This is a genomic window from Microcystis sp. 0824, from assembly GCF_003112475.1.
GTDB classification, from domain to species: domain Bacteria; phylum Cyanobacteriota; class Cyanobacteriia; order Cyanobacteriales; family Microcystaceae; genus Microcystis; species Microcystis aeruginosa_C.
Window position 1 is genome coordinate 45,331 of the sequence record NZ_BDSM01000021.1, and the last position, 16,630, is coordinate 61,960.

The 16,630-nt window shown below is 45.3% G+C and carries 16 protein-coding genes; 11 read left to right on the plus strand and 5 right to left on the minus strand.

Translation table 11 applies throughout. The annotated features are described in order from the left end of the window. The first annotated feature begins 113 nt into the window (after positions 1–113). The gene (gene radC, locus N0824_RS07930; RefSeq protein WP_002732646.1) at positions 114–845 is read left to right on the plus strand and encodes a DNA repair protein RadC; all 732 of its coding nucleotides are present in this window, start codon (positions 114–116) and stop codon (positions 843–845) included. Between the two features lie 104 nt (positions 846–949). After that, positions 950–1,975 carry a phosphoribosylformylglycinamidine cyclo-ligase gene (gene purM, locus N0824_RS07935; RefSeq protein WP_108936371.1) on the plus strand — a complete coding sequence of 342 codons (1,026 nt, stop codon included), beginning with the start codon at positions 950–952 and terminating at the stop codon, positions 1,973–1,975. Between the two features lie 21 nt (positions 1,976–1,996). On the opposite strand, the gene cofH is transcribed toward purM, so the two are convergent. Next, entirely contained in the window at positions 1,997–3,133 is a 1,137-nt protein-coding gene (gene cofH, locus N0824_RS07940; protein WP_108936372.1) for a 7,8-didemethyl-8-hydroxy-5-deazariboflavin synthase subunit CofH, read from the minus strand. Positions 3,134–3,270: 137 nt separating this feature from the next. Then, positions 3,271–3,957, minus strand: a complete 687-nt coding sequence (gene psb29, locus N0824_RS07945) for a photosystem II biogenesis protein Psp29 (RefSeq protein WP_199224897.1) — start codon at positions 3,955–3,957, stop codon at positions 3,271–3,273. A gap of 376 nt (positions 3,958–4,333) precedes the next feature. Here psb29 and smpB point away from each other — a divergent pair, with 376 nt between their 5' ends. Both smpB and N0824_RS07955 read left to right on the plus strand, forming a co-directional pair. Then, positions 4,334–4,798, plus strand: a complete 465-nt coding sequence (gene smpB, locus N0824_RS07950) for an SsrA-binding protein SmpB (RefSeq protein WP_004160332.1) — start codon at positions 4,334–4,336, stop codon at positions 4,796–4,798. 118 nt (positions 4,799–4,916) lie between these two features. Continuing rightward, positions 4,917–5,465, plus strand: a complete 549-nt coding sequence (locus N0824_RS07955; protein WP_108936374.1) for a DUF2808 domain-containing protein — start codon at positions 4,917–4,919, stop codon at positions 5,463–5,465. 110 nt (positions 5,466–5,575) lie between these two features. On the opposite strand, the gene N0824_RS07960 is transcribed toward N0824_RS07955, so the two are convergent. After that, on the minus strand, positions 5,576–5,893 hold the full coding sequence (locus N0824_RS07960) for a KGG domain-containing protein (protein ID WP_046662905.1): 318 nt from the start codon (positions 5,891–5,893) through the stop codon (positions 5,576–5,578). A gap of 776 nt (positions 5,894–6,669) precedes the next feature. Beyond that, the gene (locus N0824_RS07965; RefSeq protein ID WP_108936375.1) at positions 6,670–8,913 is read right to left on the minus strand and encodes an IMS domain-containing protein; all 2,244 of its coding nucleotides are present in this window, start codon (positions 8,911–8,913) and stop codon (positions 6,670–6,672) included. Positions 8,914–9,161: 248 nt separating this feature from the next. Between N0824_RS07965 and pdhA the strand changes: the two genes are divergently transcribed. Together pdhA and N0824_RS07975 are read left to right on the plus strand one after the other, a co-directional pair. Continuing rightward, the gene (pdhA, locus tag N0824_RS07970; protein WP_008200476.1) at positions 9,162–10,196 is read left to right on the plus strand and encodes a pyruvate dehydrogenase (acetyl-transferring) E1 component subunit alpha; all 1,035 of its coding nucleotides are present in this window, start codon (positions 9,162–9,164) and stop codon (positions 10,194–10,196) included. Positions 10,197–10,395: 199 nt separating this feature from the next. After that, positions 10,396–11,178 carry a hypothetical protein gene (locus tag N0824_RS07975; protein ID WP_108936376.1) on the plus strand — a complete coding sequence of 261 codons (783 nt, stop codon included), beginning with the start codon at positions 10,396–10,398 and terminating at the stop codon, positions 11,176–11,178. A 22-nt stretch (positions 11,179–11,200) separates the two neighbouring features. Here N0824_RS07975 and N0824_RS07980 read toward each other — a convergent pair whose 3' ends face one another. Next, entirely contained in the window at positions 11,201–11,542 is a 342-nt protein-coding gene (locus tag N0824_RS07980; protein ID WP_108936377.1) for a hypothetical protein, read from the minus strand. Between the two features lie 34 nt (positions 11,543–11,576). Between N0824_RS07980 and aat the strand changes: the two genes are divergently transcribed. The 5 genes from aat (at position 11,577) to N0824_RS08005 (ending at position 16,621) form a co-directional block, all read left to right on the plus strand. Continuing rightward, positions 11,577–12,158 (plus strand): leucyl/phenylalanyl-tRNA--protein transferase, encoded by a 582-nt coding sequence (gene aat, locus N0824_RS07985; protein WP_108936378.1) that lies wholly within the window; start codon positions 11,577–11,579, stop codon positions 12,156–12,158. Between the two features lie 58 nt (positions 12,159–12,216). After that, positions 12,217–12,402: a hypothetical protein gene (locus N0824_RS20515; RefSeq protein WP_146184267.1), complete on the plus strand. Its 186-nt coding sequence runs from the start codon at positions 12,217–12,219 to the stop codon at positions 12,400–12,402. A gap of 357 nt (positions 12,403–12,759) precedes the next feature. Beyond that, positions 12,760–14,046 (plus strand): RNA-guided endonuclease TnpB family protein, encoded by a 1,287-nt coding sequence (locus N0824_RS07995; protein ID WP_108936380.1) that lies wholly within the window; start codon positions 12,760–12,762, stop codon positions 14,044–14,046. Positions 14,047–14,093: 47 nt separating this feature from the next. Beyond that, a complete protein-coding gene (locus N0824_RS08000) occupies positions 14,094–15,212 on the plus strand; it encodes a hybrid sensor histidine kinase/response regulator (protein WP_108936437.1) in 1,119 nt (372 codons plus the stop codon). A 35-nt stretch (positions 15,213–15,247) separates the two neighbouring features. Further along, the gene (locus tag N0824_RS08005) at positions 15,248–16,621 is read left to right on the plus strand and encodes an ankyrin repeat domain-containing protein (RefSeq protein WP_108936381.1); all 1,374 of its coding nucleotides are present in this window, start codon (positions 15,248–15,250) and stop codon (positions 16,619–16,621) included. Positions 16,622–16,630: the final 9 nt, after the last annotated feature.

Genomic DNA, 16,630 nt, shown 5'->3' on the forward strand with positions numbered 1-16,630 from the left:
TTTTACAGAAGGTCTGGTAAGGAGAAATTTTCCCCCTGATTTACCGGCCAAATCCCTCTAGACACTGACTAAAATTGTATGATGGAATTTTATCGCGGTAGCTTGCCACTTCCATGACCTACAGCTTAAGAATTGCCGATATTCCTGTCAGTGAAAGACCAAGGGAACGTTTAATCAGTGTCGGGGCGAAAAACCTCAGTAACGCCGAATTATTAGCGATTTTACTGGCTACAGGTCAAGGTAAGGGGAAACTCTCGGCGGTGGGTTTAGGACAGCATATTCTCAACGAATTGAGCAAATATCGCCGGGATCCTTTGGACGTTTTGAGGGATATTCAGCCCCAAGAATTAACCGCTATTCATGGCATTGGACCGGCTAAGGCTACTACTATTCTAGCGGCGATCGAATTGGGAAAACGGGCTTTTCAACGACGACCGACGGAAAAAATGGTTATCGATAGTCCCGATACCGCTGCCGCTATCCTTGGCCACGAACTAATGTATCAGTCTCAGGAACGTTTCGCCGTTATTTTACTCGATGTCAAAAATCAGTTAATCGCACTCAAAGTGATTACTATCGGCACAGCCACGGAAACACTGGTACATCCGCGAGAAATCTTTCGAGAAGTGGTTAAACAATCAGCTACTAAGTTAATTATCGCCCATAATCACCCCACCGGGTCACTTGTGCCTAGTCAAGACGATATTTTACTCACAGAACAATTATTACAGGGAGCCACCTATCTAGCCATTCCTCTCCTAGATCATTTGATCCTCGGTAATGGCAACTTCCAAAGTCTTCGCCAAATCACAGATCTTTGGGAAAAATATCCCCAAGAAGATTAGACCTCTTGCAACAATCAAAAATTGTTGTTAGGTTTAGCTGGAAAAGGGAGCGAGTGCGCTCGAAATCTGGGTAAAATTTGAGAGATACAATCGGTCAATTGGGCATGGATTATAAAGAAGCGGGCGTGGATGTGGAAGCGGGACGCGCTTTTGTCGAGAAAATTCGCCAAAATGTGGAAAGTACCTTCCGTCCTGAAGTTATCGGCGGTTTAGGCGGTTTTGGGGGCTATTTTCAGTTACCTTCCGGTTATCGGCAACCGGTGTTAGTATCGGGAACTGATGGTGTGGGAACCAAGCTGAAAATTGCCCATAGTCTCAATTGCCATGATACGGTGGGAATTGACCTGGTGGCCATGTGCGTCAACGATGTCTTAACCTCCGGGGCCGAACCTTTATTTTTCTTGGATTATCTCGCCACCGGTAAACTGGAAGCGTCACAGTTAGCGGCGGTGGTATCGGGAATCGCTAGGGCCTGTCGTGATAGTGGTTGTACTCTTTTGGGAGGGGAAACGGCGGAGATGCCGGGGTTTTATTCGGCCGGAGAGTACGATTTAGCGGGTTTTTGCGTCGGTATTGTCGAAAAAAGTCAATTACTCGACGGCAGTAAGGTGCAAATCGGCGATGTGGCTATTGGTTTAGCCAGTAGTGGGGTTCACAGTAACGGTTTTAGTCTTGTTCGTAAGATTATCGACACCCAGGGCTTAAATTGGCAAGATTGCCCCGAAATTTTGGCCGGCTCTAGCTTAGGTGAAGTTTTGTTAACTCCCACTAGACTTTATGTTAAACCTGTGCTAGAACTGCTGCGCTCTGGGTTAGATATTCACGCCATGGCCCACATTACCGGGGGCGGCATCCCGGAAAATTTGCCCCGCTGCTTAGGGAAAGGGCATTCTGTGCAGATTGACCGCGAAAGTTGGCCAATTTTGCCGATTTTTCACTGGTTAGCCCAGATGGGATCGGTTAATTCCGAAGCCATGTTTAATACTTTTAATATGGGTATCGGTTTTGTGATCATTGTCCCATCGGATCTGGCGCAATTGACTATTAATCAACTCCAATCCTCTGGGATTAATGCCTACCAAATCGGCGAAGTGATTGCCGGCAAGGGGGAAATTGTTGGGCTTGATTAAAGTTAGTTCAGCCAACCCTAGTTAATAGATTGTATCCCGTTGACGGGCGGGGCGATCGAGGGATTTAATCGCCGTTGCTAATTCCTCGACGGTCAAACAAGTACCGCCCAGGGCCCCGGCCATAGTGGTAATATGTTCTTCCATGAGAGTGCCACCGATATCGTTGCAACCCCAGTTTAAGGCTTCTGTCGCCCCCTGTAAGCCCAATTTTACCCAACTGGGTTGATGATTTTTAATGCTATTGCCCAAATAAATCCGCGCCACTGCTGTTAATTTTAATGTATCGGCTAAAATTGGTTGATCCCGTCCGACTCGATTTCTCAGGGGTTTGGGGGCCGATTGTCCCACAAAAGGCAATAAAATAAATTCGGTGATTTTAGCTGGATAATTATTTTCTAGGGCGATTTCTTGCTGTTTTCTAATTTTTTCGAGGTGCTGCACCTGTTGGCTAGGGGTTTCAATATGACCGCAGAGCATGGTACTGGTGGTATGTAACCCCAAGCGATGGGCAGTACCGACTATTTCTAACCAAGTGGCGGCATCGATTTTTTCTGGACAAATTACCCGTCTTACCTCATCGACTAACACCTCGGCAGCCGTCCCCGGTAGAGAATTCACTCCTGCTTCTTGCAGGGAAGCGATAACTTTTTCGTAACTTAAACCGTCTTCCCTAGCTATAAATTGGACTTCTTGGGGCGAAAAAGCGTGTAAATGCAGGTTAGGAAAAGCTTGTTTCAGGTTTTTAACAATTTCCAGGTAATAGTCTAAGGAATTGCCCTTAATCTTGGCTTTTGGGTTTAATCCTCCCTGCATACAAATTTCTGTGGCCCCACGACGGACAGCATCCGCCGCTTTAGCGATAATTTCCTCTAAATTAAGCCAGAAGGCCCCCTCTTCGTTTTCATCGCGTCTGAATGCACAAAAACTGCAATGCTGCTCACAGATGTTACTAAAATTAATGTTGCGATTGATCACGTAGGTGACGGTATCTCCCGCCTGTTGACGACGCAAAAAGTCGCCCGTTTCCCGAATCTGGGCAATTAAACGGTTATCGGTAGTTTCTAGCAAGATAATCGCTTCTTTTGCCGATAAATTTGCCCCTGACCGCGCTTTTGCCAAAATATCGGTTACGGGTGCGGTGATGGAGGAGTTAGTCACGGGAAATAAATATTAAGGGTTGCCGATCCTAATTGTAGAACGAGGTCAGAAGGAACAGTAAAGAAAGAGAGCCGATTTAATCCTTTTTCTGTTCCCTATTCCCTTGTCTGCACGCGGTAATTTCCGGTTGAGAGCCTTTATTGTAGGGTGGTTTGTTTTTCCTGTTCTTTTTGTTGACGTTTTTTCTTTTCTGCTTCTAGAGCATCTTCGATCACCTTGAGCAGCTGATCCATTTTATCGAGATTACCTCGATAAACATCGAGGTCTTTTTGCAGTTTCTCGCTGGAGAGATGCAGAATTTCTGAGAACTTTTGCAAAATTGGTTCGCGTTTTTCTTTTTCCTTGATCATCTCTGGTTGTGCTTCGGCTAAAATTGTATAGAGACCGATGGCAAAGAGGCGACTATACTTAAACTTAGGCGCGTTGATCACCGAAACTAAACTATCAGACAACTGATTGTTACCACCTAGGGCAGGGTTTTGCAGTTGGGAAAGCAAGGAATCAATATTAGTTTCTTTGGCAATAGCGATCATATTTTCGGCATCACGACGATAGACTTCGGGATTACCATTAACCGCTTGGCACAAAGCATTAAAAATATTCGGTTTATCCTCCCCCGGACGATAGCCTTCCATGAACTTCTCGAAAGAAGTAACCACACCAAGGGCATAAATTGGATCATAATGGAAATCTACATTAACGGAGAGCAGGTGCATCTCAACTAATAATTCCTCAACCACGCGCCGATATACCGAATTGATGGGGCGGGTGTGGCGAGTATAAAAATCACGCTTACTATCGGAAACAGTACGAATTTTGTCCACAGAACCAAACTTCATAAAAATTTAACACTGCTCTCATTTTCCCCCTTCTCGTTCCCCCTGACAAGGCCAGTGATCACCAAAGAGCGGCCCGGGGTCAGTCCAGAGAGAGCAAAAGAGCGAGTAAGATGGGGAAATGGGGAGACCACTTCGTGCGCGTTGCGGGGGGGAATGGGGAAATGGGGGAATGGGGAGATTGAGAAATAGGGAGACCACTGTGCGCGTTGCGGGGGGAATGGGGAATTTCAAATAAAACCCCAACACTCTAAAACCCCAACACCCTAAAACCCTAACACCTAACCCCCAAAACCCTAACACCTAACCCCCAAAACCCTAAAACCCCAACACCCAACAGCTTTTTCACTTTTCACTTGACTATATGGCTAATCAAGACGACAAAATCAAAATTATCAGTGATAACCGGCAAGCACGCCATCTCTACGAGATTTTAGAGACTTTTGAAGCGGGGGTGCAGTTACTGGGGACTGAGGTTAAATCTGTGCGCGCTGGTAAGGTAAACCTGCGGGATGGTTACGTTTTAGTCCGCAATGGTGAAGCGGTGTTAATTAATGTTCATATTTCCCCCTACGAACAGAGTAGCGAATATTTTAATCACGATCCGCGCCGGACGAGAAAATTGTTGATGCACAAAAAGGAAATCAGCAAACTCATCGGTCAAGTGGAACAGAAAGGCTTAACTCTTGTGCCTCTGAAGATGTATTTTAAAGGTAGTTGGGTAAAAATCAGCATTGGCCTCGGTAGAGGCAAGAAATTACACGATAAACGCGAAGATTTGAAGCGTCGTCAGGATCAACGGGAGATGGCGCGAGCGATGAAGCGTTAACCAAGACACTTATCGGACTGGCAAAGGTCTAGGTAAGAAACGAGCGCGTTTTGTTAGAGTTGAACTGTATTAGGCCCCTTGCGGCCATCACCATCCCCCTCACCTTGGGTTAAAATTTATGTTAAAACTCTTGACAAAAGTAATTAAATATGCTAGGACACCCGCTTTGATCGCTCTATCCTTAGGGGTGGGTGCGGGGATTATTTTACCAAAAATAACTTTAGCCAATGGCAACCCCGGCCTAACAATTTTTAGCGGAGTCGATCGCAAAGATATCTTAGATTATTTCTTGCAATTCGGCGGTCGTCCCAAGCAAATGGATCGTTATAAACTCTATATCCCCCCGAAAAAACTCTCCCAAGGGGCTTCAGCTTTTTTTATTTCCTATCCCGATTATTTTAACGGCCAGTTTGACACCAATAAAATCGAGGTACGCATCAACGGCAAATCTTTACCTTTAAAGGAAGTGGTTTGGGATAAGGATAGTCGCGTTATTCAAATTGTCCCTGAACAGGCGATCGATCCCACCAGCAAAGTTGAAATCGTTATGTCTAATGTCAGAAATCCCGAATTAGGCACTTATTACTTTACCTGTGATGTGACTGCCTCTGGCAATATTCCCGTCCGTCTCTACGTCGGTACTTGGATTGTCAGTATCGAACCCTAAGAACACCGGAACGCCGCAACGCCAGAATAGGGATGTAGGGAGAAAAAGCTGACGGCTGACAGCTTAAATATCCCCAACACCCTGTTAGTCCGAGAAAAAGTCAACCAAAGTCAACTATTTGCTTCCGAGTTGCCAAAATCTGAGGAATTTTCACCCATAGACTCGTTGGCTGGGGAATTTTCTTCGGCGTTTGAGTTTTTGCGACTGCCTTTGTGGGAATTTTTGCCCCCTTCCCGTCCAATAGCCGCCATGTGGGCGCGATCTCGGCTAACCGCTTCACCGCCTTTTCGTCCCGCTTCCCGGGCTTCTTCGGGGGTAAATTCGTGGGCTGTGCCTTTTTGATGAGCAGCTTTACCACCTTTACTAGCGATTTCCCGTTGTTTAGCTTGATCCATAGAGGCAAAGCCGCGTTTACTCTTACCTGTCATAATATCCCTCCTGTGTGAATGCTGATTTTAAAAGTTCTTAAAGACTTATGCGAGATTTTTAAAACATCAAAATCATGGTCTTGTCGGTGGGCAAAAAATTGAGATTGCCCCGCTTTTTTCCTCTAAGAACTATGGATTCTTACCTACTATCATAACTCATTAGCTTGACTTCTAGGGAACCAATTACAGCAATCAAAGGGCGTATTTTATGTTAAAAAATATTAAGGGAATCGAGCGTTTATCAGTCTAAAGATATAGAATTTGTCTTAATAGTGAGGTACAAAGTTTTCGTTTGGGGCAGTCGGTATTCAGTTATCAGTTATCAGTGATCAGTTATCAGTTTTTTCGGTTCTTCGGTTTGTGTTATGCAATGGACGGGGGTTATAAGAGGTGGAACCCTTATATAGAAAGGCATTTAGCGATTTTTGTCAATTGTTTTTGATTTAGAGTGAACTAATCAATTAAATCTCTTGCCAGATAAGGATTTAGTCAATTTATGCCCCCCTACCGAACCATACTAGGTAGCGAAGAACCATAATTCATAATTCATAATTCATAATTCCCACTTCGGCTCTCTTGGATTTGGTGGGTAAAATGTATTCTAAGATACAGTCCTGCTGGCGAGGGAGTGGAAGGAACCACTCCAGACACAGAGGACACAAAGATTGATCGCTTCTATGGTAAGTTAAGCTGATCACACAGAACCTAGAAGAGCCCCACTTCCCCACTTCCCAATTCATAATTCCCACGTTTTTTGGGGATTTAATCGGGAAAAATCAGGGTAAAACTTGGGTTTTTTCGATCAACCATTTATCTCCTTGCCGTACCAAATCATAGCGCACCTTCAAGGACTCATTATAGGAACGATTGACAATTTCTTTGCCATTATGGAAATACATGGCCTTTTCGTTGATGATTGCTTCCACCGTCGCTAAATTAGGATTTTTCACATTATTAGTAACCGATCGCACATCCACCTGATGATCGTAGCGCCAATAGTTGTTTCCCTGTAAAGCCGCCGCCCGTTTTTGCCAAATTTCCAAGGCTGAACCCGTTAACACCTCTTTCAATTGCTCTTTTTGGTGTTCACTGCCAAAAGCGGCCGATTTTGCTGCTAACCAAGCTTGAATCGTCTCCTTAGCCGTTTCCTTACCTAAGGGAGTCCCTGCCATCACCTCCGCGTTAGCCGAAGGAATTTCTAGTATGGGAGTATTTAAAGAAATTGGTAACTGTTCCCCTTGCAAGGCTGCCAAAGGAGATTGACTATCGACAATTGCCTTTACCCCCAGGGCTAAGACTGCGAGCGTTCCCACTAATCCTACTCCCAATATCGCCACTCGATCGAGTCGTAGTTTTCTGCGGACTGGTCGTCTCCGTTTCGGTGGGACTAGGGCAGTTTTTACCGTTTCTGGGGCTGCCGGCCCGGAGTTGCCCGCTGCTAGGGGACGGGAGCGACGGGGACGACGACGGGGGGGATTAAGTGCCGGTTGATGATCGGCTGCCGTCACCACCACACTGCCCTGAGTATAGGGGGTGAAAGTTTCCTCCTGAGCGGTGGCTCTCAGGGCAGGTACAGCAGTGCCTGTCCGCTCACCGTTAGCTCTAGCTAAAGACGGTTTTTGGGGACGAGAATGGGAAGAATAAGCAGATTCCCTCATCGGTGTCGCTCCTGGCACTGGGTTTAAATGGGTGGGGGGGGTGTGGGTTTTGAGAACATTTACTTCCGATTCTAAAGGTTCCCCAACCTTTTCTTGAACTGACACGGGAACTTTTTCGTCAGGAAAACCTGACAATTCTTCTAAATAATTTTGTACGTCTTCCTCGGCAAAATACTCTTTGAGTGAGGCTTTCCGCTCGACTAAATCACTAAAATGACAGAAAACTTCTGTTTGTAACCAGCGCTCACCGTAACGACATAACCCAGGTAGAAGATCGGGAGATTGCCCGGATTGTTCCTTAATATAATTTAATATTTCTTGCTCTTGACTTTTTTCTAAAATTGTGCTTGCTTGTTCGGTTTGACCGAGTAGCAGGGCGCAGATCGATCGCTCAAGGGAGACATCCTGATGTTTTTGTAATTGCTGCAGGCGCTGGCTGGCCGCGACGATAGCGGCGGGTTGTTTTTGGGCGAAACCGCGGGCGAGCAAGGCGTAGACCAGCAGATAATTACCCACAGCCGAGGGGCGTTGTGCCTCTTTTGCCCAGATTTTCTCCTGTTCGGCCTGAGTTAAATAAACCCGTAACTGTTGAATAAAGCGTAAAAAATTATCCACCCCCAACCCAGAGCGGTCATCGCCGGGGCCATCGATGCCGCCGCGAGCCTCTAACATCTCCTCCAAGAGATTTAAGCCGCGCTGACGGGCAAGACTGGGTTTTTTTTCTTGGGATAACAATTCCAGAATCCGGTAGGGACGCAGGCGATCGCAATCATGGCGAATCTCCCTGGCCACTTGCGGGAACATTTGTTCTTGTTCCAACCAAGTCAGGGCTTTGGCCGCGGTGCTGGCCGCCTGTTCATAATTTTTATCCTGCCAATATTCCCGACTTAATTCCCCGTAGGCCAAAGCCAAGGTTAAGATCATATCTGGGCGAGTAGTTGGCTCTGAATCTAGATAAGTTTCGGCCAAACGAATCACTAACTCGTACTCTCCCAACTCTTGCAGGATGAGTAAAGCTCCCACCAGATCGGCGGGGGCAATGGTAATCTGGGGAGTGGGATATTCCGGAGAAGCGGCGGCCACCTCCCCACCCTGAGAATCTAGGTTTTCGGCGCTGCTTTCTGGGTTGAGAAGCAAGGGGTTGGGGTCAAAAAATTGGGCATCGTAATCACGACGGCGATCTGGCTCACTTAACACTTGGTAAGCTTCATCTAACAAGTGCTGACGGGCGATGACCGCTGTTTGACTGTATTCTTGACGTGGCAATTGCCGTCCCCGATCGGCGTGGGCCAAATCAATTTGCTCGGCACTCACCTGAAAGGGGATTCCCAATATCCTGTAGTAGTCGAGAGGAATGCGCACGGTTAGCTGTACCTCAACTCTGGAGAGTCCTTAGTGAATTAAATGATGTAAGTGAGAGCGGAGCGAGTAAAATAACAAGATACCATCTTATCCTAGCCAATCTCTGACTGACTAAGGTTAGATTTGTAGAGAGAAAATACCAAGAACCCCTTGGTTTAAGACCAAAAAATTCACTGCCAGAATTCTCGAAAAATCTACTGCTTCCTCTCCCCTTGCTTTTTTGTTGTCTAAATGATACTACAGACCCTATGATTTCCGAACGTACTTTACCAACCTTTAATCCTGCTTCCATCATTATTACCAAAGCTGAAGGTCTTCGCCTATACGAGGATATGGTTTTGGGGCGGATGTTTGAAGATAAATGTGCCGAAATGTATTATCGGGGCAAAATGTTCGGTTTTGTCCACCTCTACAACGGTCAAGAAGCGATATCTAGCGGTATTATTAAAGCCTTGCGTCAGGGAGAAGATTACGTTTCTAGCACCTATCGCGATCACGTCCACGCCCTTAGTGCCGGAGTTCCCGCTAAGGAGGTAATGGCGGAGTTATTCGGCAAAGCTACTGGTTGTAGTAAAGGACGGGGCGGCTCCATGCATATGTTCTCCGCCGAACATAAGCTTTTAGGGGGTTATGCTTTTGTGGCCGAGGGGATTCCCGTCGCTACCGGGGCGGCTTTTCAAAGTAAATACCGTCGCGAAGCTATGGGTGATGCCAGTGCCGATCAGGTAACGGTTTGTTTCTTTGGGGATGGGGCGAGTAATAATGGCCAGTTTTTTGAGTGTCTGAATATGGCCGCCCTCTGGAAGTTGCCGATTATCTATGTGGTGGAAAATAATAAGTGGGCGATCGGTATGGCCCACGATCGAGCCACTTCTCAACCGGAAATCTATAAAAAAGCCAGTGTTTTTAGTATGGTCGGTGTGGAAGTGGACGGTATGGATGTGGTCGCCGTTCATGCCGCCGCCAGAGAAGCCGTGGCTCGCGCCCGCGCCGGTGAGGGACCGACTTTAATTGAGGCCTTAACCTATCGTTTTCGGGGTCATTCTTTGGCAGATCCCGACGAGTTACGCAGTGCTGACGAGAAACAATTCTGGGGCGAAAGGGATCCGATTACGCGCTTTGCCGCCTACCTCTACGAGCGAGATCTGGCCACGAGAGAGGAATTAAAAGAAATCGAGGAGAAAATTCAAGCTGAAATCGAGGCAGCGGTTAAATTTGCCGAATCTAGCCCCGAACCCGATCCTAGTGAACTAACTCGCTTTATTTTCGCCGAAGACGAGTAATTTCAGTGATCAGTTAGCAGTTATTCAGATTTGAGTTTTCAGTTCACTGATAACTGATTACTGATGACTGATTACTTCAGGTATTCTATGAGGGGGAGAAGAAAAATGCCCCCTTCAATATGGTTGTTGTTGAAAAAATCTGTAAAAAATCGTTGCGTTCTTGTATAATTCGCTAAAATCCAGAGAAATAGCTTTTGCCATGGCGACTACAGAAGCATTGAACCCCAGTCAGTTCCCACTCTTAACCAACCTCACCGCTGATCGTTCAAGTTCACCCAACCCACAACAAGAAATGGACAAAGTTATCATTCTCGTTAATGCCGAAGCTCAAGCCAGTGGTCAGATGTCTCGGCTATCGCCCGTTACCGAAAAGATGGTGATTGCCCTAAAAAACGCGGTTCCTAAATCCTTGGTGGTGGAGGTGACGGGTACGGCTTCTTTGTGGTCAAAAATAGAGTCGGCTAAAACTAGCCAAAATAATTTAATCTGGTGTCCCTTAACAATTCAATTGCCTAATTGGGTGAGTTTTCCTGGTAAAAAAGTTTATCAAGCTTGTCGGGATATCGAGGAAAGACGCGCTTGGGTTTCCCAGACCCTGCACTATAAAACCAGTCAGGGAGATTCCTCTTTTGGGGATCTTTGGTTGCCGATCACGGTGACATCTAAGGGTTTAGAATACGGTGAGGTGATCGGGGAGGGCATGATCCCTAACGCCTACAGTCAACCGATTAGTCTGGAAAGAGAGAGTCTGAAGTCTTTACATCGGCTGGCAGCGCAATTACTGGATAATTTACAGGCTCCTTCTTCCGTTTACTTGCTACAGTTTCGTCTGGCTCATCGAGAAGTGGTTTTTGATCGTCTCTGGCCTTTTCCTGCTGCTCCTGCGATCGCTTCCCTGCGCGGTCAACAGACGGATCTCTATGCAGCCTACTGGAATTGTTTACGTCAGCAAGCAATGCTCGATCATTCGTTGGCAATTTAATCCAATAGCGGCAGAAAACTGTCTAACTTTGCCCACAACAGCGATCGATTCCTAAACTATCTAAAATTAAATCACTGACGGCGTTAGCGATGGCAAATTCACTATAAAAACTTTCGCGGAAATCAAAAGCTTGCATCTCGGTAATGATCGCAATCACCAAGTTACCGAGATCGTTTTCCCCTTCCAAACGCTGACGCAGAAAAATTTGACTAGCGCGTTCAGCGATAGTTTCATTAATAGCTTCGGGAATAAATTCTGCATCTAACCAACGATGCAAAGCGGTGCGCAGCCAAGTTTGTTCCTGTTGGGGATTTTCGCTCGGTGGTAAAGTAATAGGCGGAATTGGTGCGGGATGATCAGGCATAATTAGAGAATGATCCGGCTACGAGACTGAATTCTTGGGGGGATTCGTGGATACCGCCTCTATTATACAAGGATACGCACGCGGTTACTTTCTCATGGCCGATGAGGGGGGGCGATTAGATTGGTATTCTAGTAGAAATCGCGCTCTTATCCCCCTAGATCGGCGTTTTAGGTATCCCAAGTCCCTAAAACGAGTTTTGAATCAAAATCGCTTTAGCGTGGCTATTAACCGCGATTTTGCTGGGGTTTGTGCTGGTTGTGCCGATCGCTCGCTGACTTGGATTTCCCCGGAGTTAATCCAAATCTATCAGCAATTATACCAAGCCGGTTGGGCCCACAGTTTCGAGACTTGGCAAGGGGATCAATTAGCGGGGGGGATTTTAGGTTTAGCAATTCGCGGGGTTTTTATCGGCGAATCGATGTTCTATAAAATTCCCGATGGTTCTAAACTTGCCATGGTCAAGTTAGTTGAACACCTCAGAGAACGGAATTTCAGTCTATTTGATGCCCAAATGCAAAATCCCCATCTGGCTAGATTTGGGGCCTATACTATCGGCGAAAAAGAATATCATTCCCGACTGGAAAGCGCTCTGTTGAAGCATTGCCATTTTGTTTAAGTATTTTTTCCGATTATAAGTAGCTAGACAAAATTAATTACACATATCTGACTACCTCTTGCCTCTTGCCTCTCCTAACCAAGAAGTTAATTTTGCCCTATTACTTAGCAGTCATCTTAACAGTGAGGCACTAACTTTTCCTTTTGGGGGAGCCAGTCGTCAGGATTCGTTCGTCATCGGCAAATTAGGTTACACTTCACCTTTAGGAAAAATGCTGTCACAATCCATCTGGAAAATGTCTTGACTACCGAACCCGATTACTGGTATTGTATTATACATAATAGCCCAAGTAGGTGGGTGTTAAAAATTGTCAGATACCCCCCCCATCACTCCGCCCTTATTAAGGGGGATACCCGCGCCTATCGGCACCCCCCTTATCAAGGCGGGCAGGGGGGATCAAAGACAAAATTTATCTTCAATTTAATTGAACCCACTTACCTAAAATGTCGGATGAATACCCCCGCTAAATTTTTCGACAAGATACTCACCTTTGCGGGGGATGAAATCCGACCAGAATATCAACCGCGGAGCATCGATTTAATTCTACCATCTATGAGTAAACTGTGTTATACTTAATTTATCCAGGGTCGAAGATTAATCAATGCTAGTCGTAGAAGCCAAGTTCAAAAACGGGACACCAGAACAATACCAAAAACTTGATGAAGCTATTAGAACTTCTCAGTTTGTGCGTAACTCTTGTGTTCGTTATTGGATGGACAATCAAGGGACAAACCGCAATGATCTCCAAAAACTTTGTGCGGTACTAGCTAACAATAAAGAGACCCCTTGGGTTAATAAATTAAACTCACAAGCACGTCAATCGGCTGCTGATAGAGCCTGGCAATCAATTAGTAAGTTTTACCAGAATTGTCATGCTAAGATACCGGGAAAAAAGGGGTTTCCTCGGTTCAAAAAGCATAGTCGTTCCGTTGAATACAAACTAACAGGCTACAAACTATCTGATGAGCGACGTAAAATCAGATTTACTGATGGCTTTAAAGCAGGAGAATTTGATTTATGGTGTAGTCAAAAAACCTTAGTTTATTATTCAGAGCAACAGATTAAACGGGTAAGAGTTGTTAGACGTGCTGACGGTTATTATTGTCAGTTTTTGATTGACGTAGAACGGCAAGAATACCATAAACCAACGGGACAAATAACAGGAATTGACTTAGGAATAAAGGAATTTTATACCGATGCCCAAGGCAATACTGTAGAAAATCTACGTTATTTAAGAAAGTCAGAAAAACGACTGAAAAAAGCACAAAGGAGATTATCAAAACAATTTCGTCAAGGAAAGAAACAGTCTAACAACTATCACAAGCAACGGATAAAAGTGGCTAGACTTCATCTTAAAGTATCAAGACAACGTAAAGACAAAGCAATTAAAGATGCTTTGGCGTTAGTCCAGTCTAATGATCTGGTCGTCTATGAAGCTTTAAAGGTAAGAAACTTAGTAAAAAACCGTAAGCTTGCCAAGTCGATTTCCGATGCTTCTTGGTATCAATTCACTGAATGGTTGAATTATTTTGCCAAGATTTATCGGATTGTTTGTATTGCTGTATCTCCCCATTTCACGACTCAAGATTGTTCAGTTTGTGGGACGAGGGTTCAAAAATCATTAAGCACTAGAACTCATCAATGTCCTAACTGTAAAACAGTCTTAGATAGGGATCATAATGCAGCAATAAATATTCTGAAAAAAGGGTTGAAATATTTGGGAAATCATCTCAACGGTACTGTTGGGCAAACAGAAACCGACCCAAACGCCTTGGGAGAGTCCGACCTCTGGGTTTTTAATGGAGACATTGAAAATCTAAGCTGTCTCGTTGAACAAGGAATTTCTAACAGCGATGTGGAAAGAATCCCCCGTCACAGCGTAGCTTGACGGTGGGAGTATGTCAATTGGTAATGCAATTCAGATTTAAATTGGCGATGTCAAACCAGTTAAGGATTCTAATTATTGATGATGATGAAGTGGATCGGATGGCCGTGCGCCGATTCTTAAGAGCATCGGAGGTGGAAATACAAATAACAGAAGCCACTAACTATCAAGATGCTAAAGAACTGATTTTCAGTGATCTTTTTGACTGTATATTTATCGATTATCGTCTACCCGATCAAGATGGTTTGACTTTGGTGCGGGAAATTCGGCAACAGGGAGTTAAAATCCCCCTAATTGTCTTAACTGGTCACGGAGACGAAGAAATTGCCGTCGATCTGATGAAAGCCGGTGCTTGGGATTACTTGAATAAATTTCGTCTTTCTCCCTTGCGCTTAAATCAAGCGCTCCAAAACGCCCTACGCCTCTATGAAGCGGAAAAAGAAGCGGCGACTGCCAAACAACAAAAAGAGCAATTAGCTAAACAAAAAGAAGATTTTATTTCGAGGATAACCCACGATTTGCGAACTCCCTTACTGTCGGCTAATCGGATGTTAGAACTATTTCAAGAAGGTTTATACGGTGAAATTACTGGCGAAATGATTCGAGCCATTCAGGTGATTATTCGCAGTAATAAGAATCTCTTGGAAATGGTTAATAATCTTTTGGAAGTTTATTTTCATGAAAACGGTGAAAAAAAACTGAATTTGACTAAATTAAAGATTCTCGATATTCTCGAAGAAGTGTGTCAGGAGTTAGCTCCCCTTGCCCGAGAAAAAGGACTAGAATTAAGCTTAAATGCCGAAAATACTGGAGAAGTTTCCCTAATTGGCGATCGCTTAGAACTGCGGCGCGTTTTTACCAATCTCATCGGCAATGCAATTAAATTTACCCAAGAGGGTGACGTGAAAATTCATCTTATCCCCGCTACAGAGGAAGATAATTTTGTCACCATTGTCGTCGAGGATACTGGTATAGGCATTGCAGCAGAAGAACTACCCAGGATTTTCGAGCGCCTGCACTCTGGTCCCCCAGAAAGTTCCACCAATGGTTTAGGACTTTATCTCTCCCGTCGCATTATCGATGCTCATGGGGGAACTATTGCCGTCACCTCAGAATTAGAAAGGGGTAGTAGCTTTTCTGTCCGTTTACCTGCCTATAAAGATCGATAATAGAAAAAATACTTTCTGCCGATCGGTCACTGTTAATGGCTTCTAATTGGGATATCTTGTTAATGCAAGCGACGCGTCAGGGCAATCTCGCGCGGGTTCAAGCTTTACTGAGTCAGGGGGCAAATGTCAACGCCACTGATGCCCAAAATACTACGGCTTTAATCTATGCGGTGCAGGGGGGTCATAGGGAAATTGTAGCAATTTTACGAGAATTTGGGGCTGATATCAACAAAAGTAAACAACCTCAAGGTTTAACCCCCCTCATGTTAGCGGCTGCCCTCAATCACGGTGAAATACTCGCTCAACTAATCGCCTCTGGTGCTAATATCAATCAGGTCAACCAAGATGGTACACCCGCACTAATGATTGCCACTTATAAGGGTCATACAGCGATCGCAGAACAGTTATTAATCGCCGGCGCTCGGGTCAATATGCGAGATCGGGATGGAGATACGGCTTTATCTGTAGCGATAAGCCAAAATTACGCCGCAATTGTCGGTTTACTGCTCGATAGTGGTGTAGACGAAGAAATACGTCAAGAAGCTTGGTTACAGGCTCTCACCGCCAATTGCCCAGAAATCCTCGAATTGTTTATTACCCGTGGTATGCCCCTCGATTCTCCCACTTTATCTGGGGAAACTCCCCTAATTTTGGCTGTAGAGAAGGGAAATCTCGCCAGCGTGCAAACTTTACTGCAAGCGGGAGCAAATCCGAATATCATCACGGAGGAGGGAGAAACTGCCCTCATGCTCGCTGCTGCTGAGGGATATTTCGATATTGTCCGACTTTTACTCGCTCAGGGGGCCAGTGTTGACAATCAAAATCAGGCCGGAGAAACGGCCCTGCATTTAGGGACGATCGAAGGACATTTAGAGATCGTCCAGGCCTTACTACAAGCCGGTGCTTTTGTCAATCACCGCAACCATTTTGGCGATACACCCCTGATCATCGCCACCGTGCAGGGGTACGAAGCGATCGTTTTAGAATTGTTAAAACAGGGAGCGGAGCCTAACCTAACTCAGCAGGGAGAAACACCGTTAACTTTAGCTCTACAGCGCCAATTTACGGAAATATGCCGTTATCTCCTCGACTACGGGGCTAATCCCAACGCGGTTTATCCCGATGGCAAAACCGTCCTCATGAAAGCTTGTGAGGGCAATAATAGTCAACTGGTGCGCCGGTTAATCGATATCGGTGCTGATGTCAATAAACTCGATTTTAGCGGCGCTTCCCCTTTAATGTGGGCGAGTTATCACGGTTGTCTCGACACGGTTAAAGTTTTGTTAGACAGGGGAAAAGTGAACTTAAATCAGAAAAATCAAGGGGGAATGACCGCTTTAATGTTAGCTAAGTTTAATCACCATCAGGCGATCGTTTCTTTATTACAACAAGCGGGAGCGATCGAGTAGGAGAGGAAA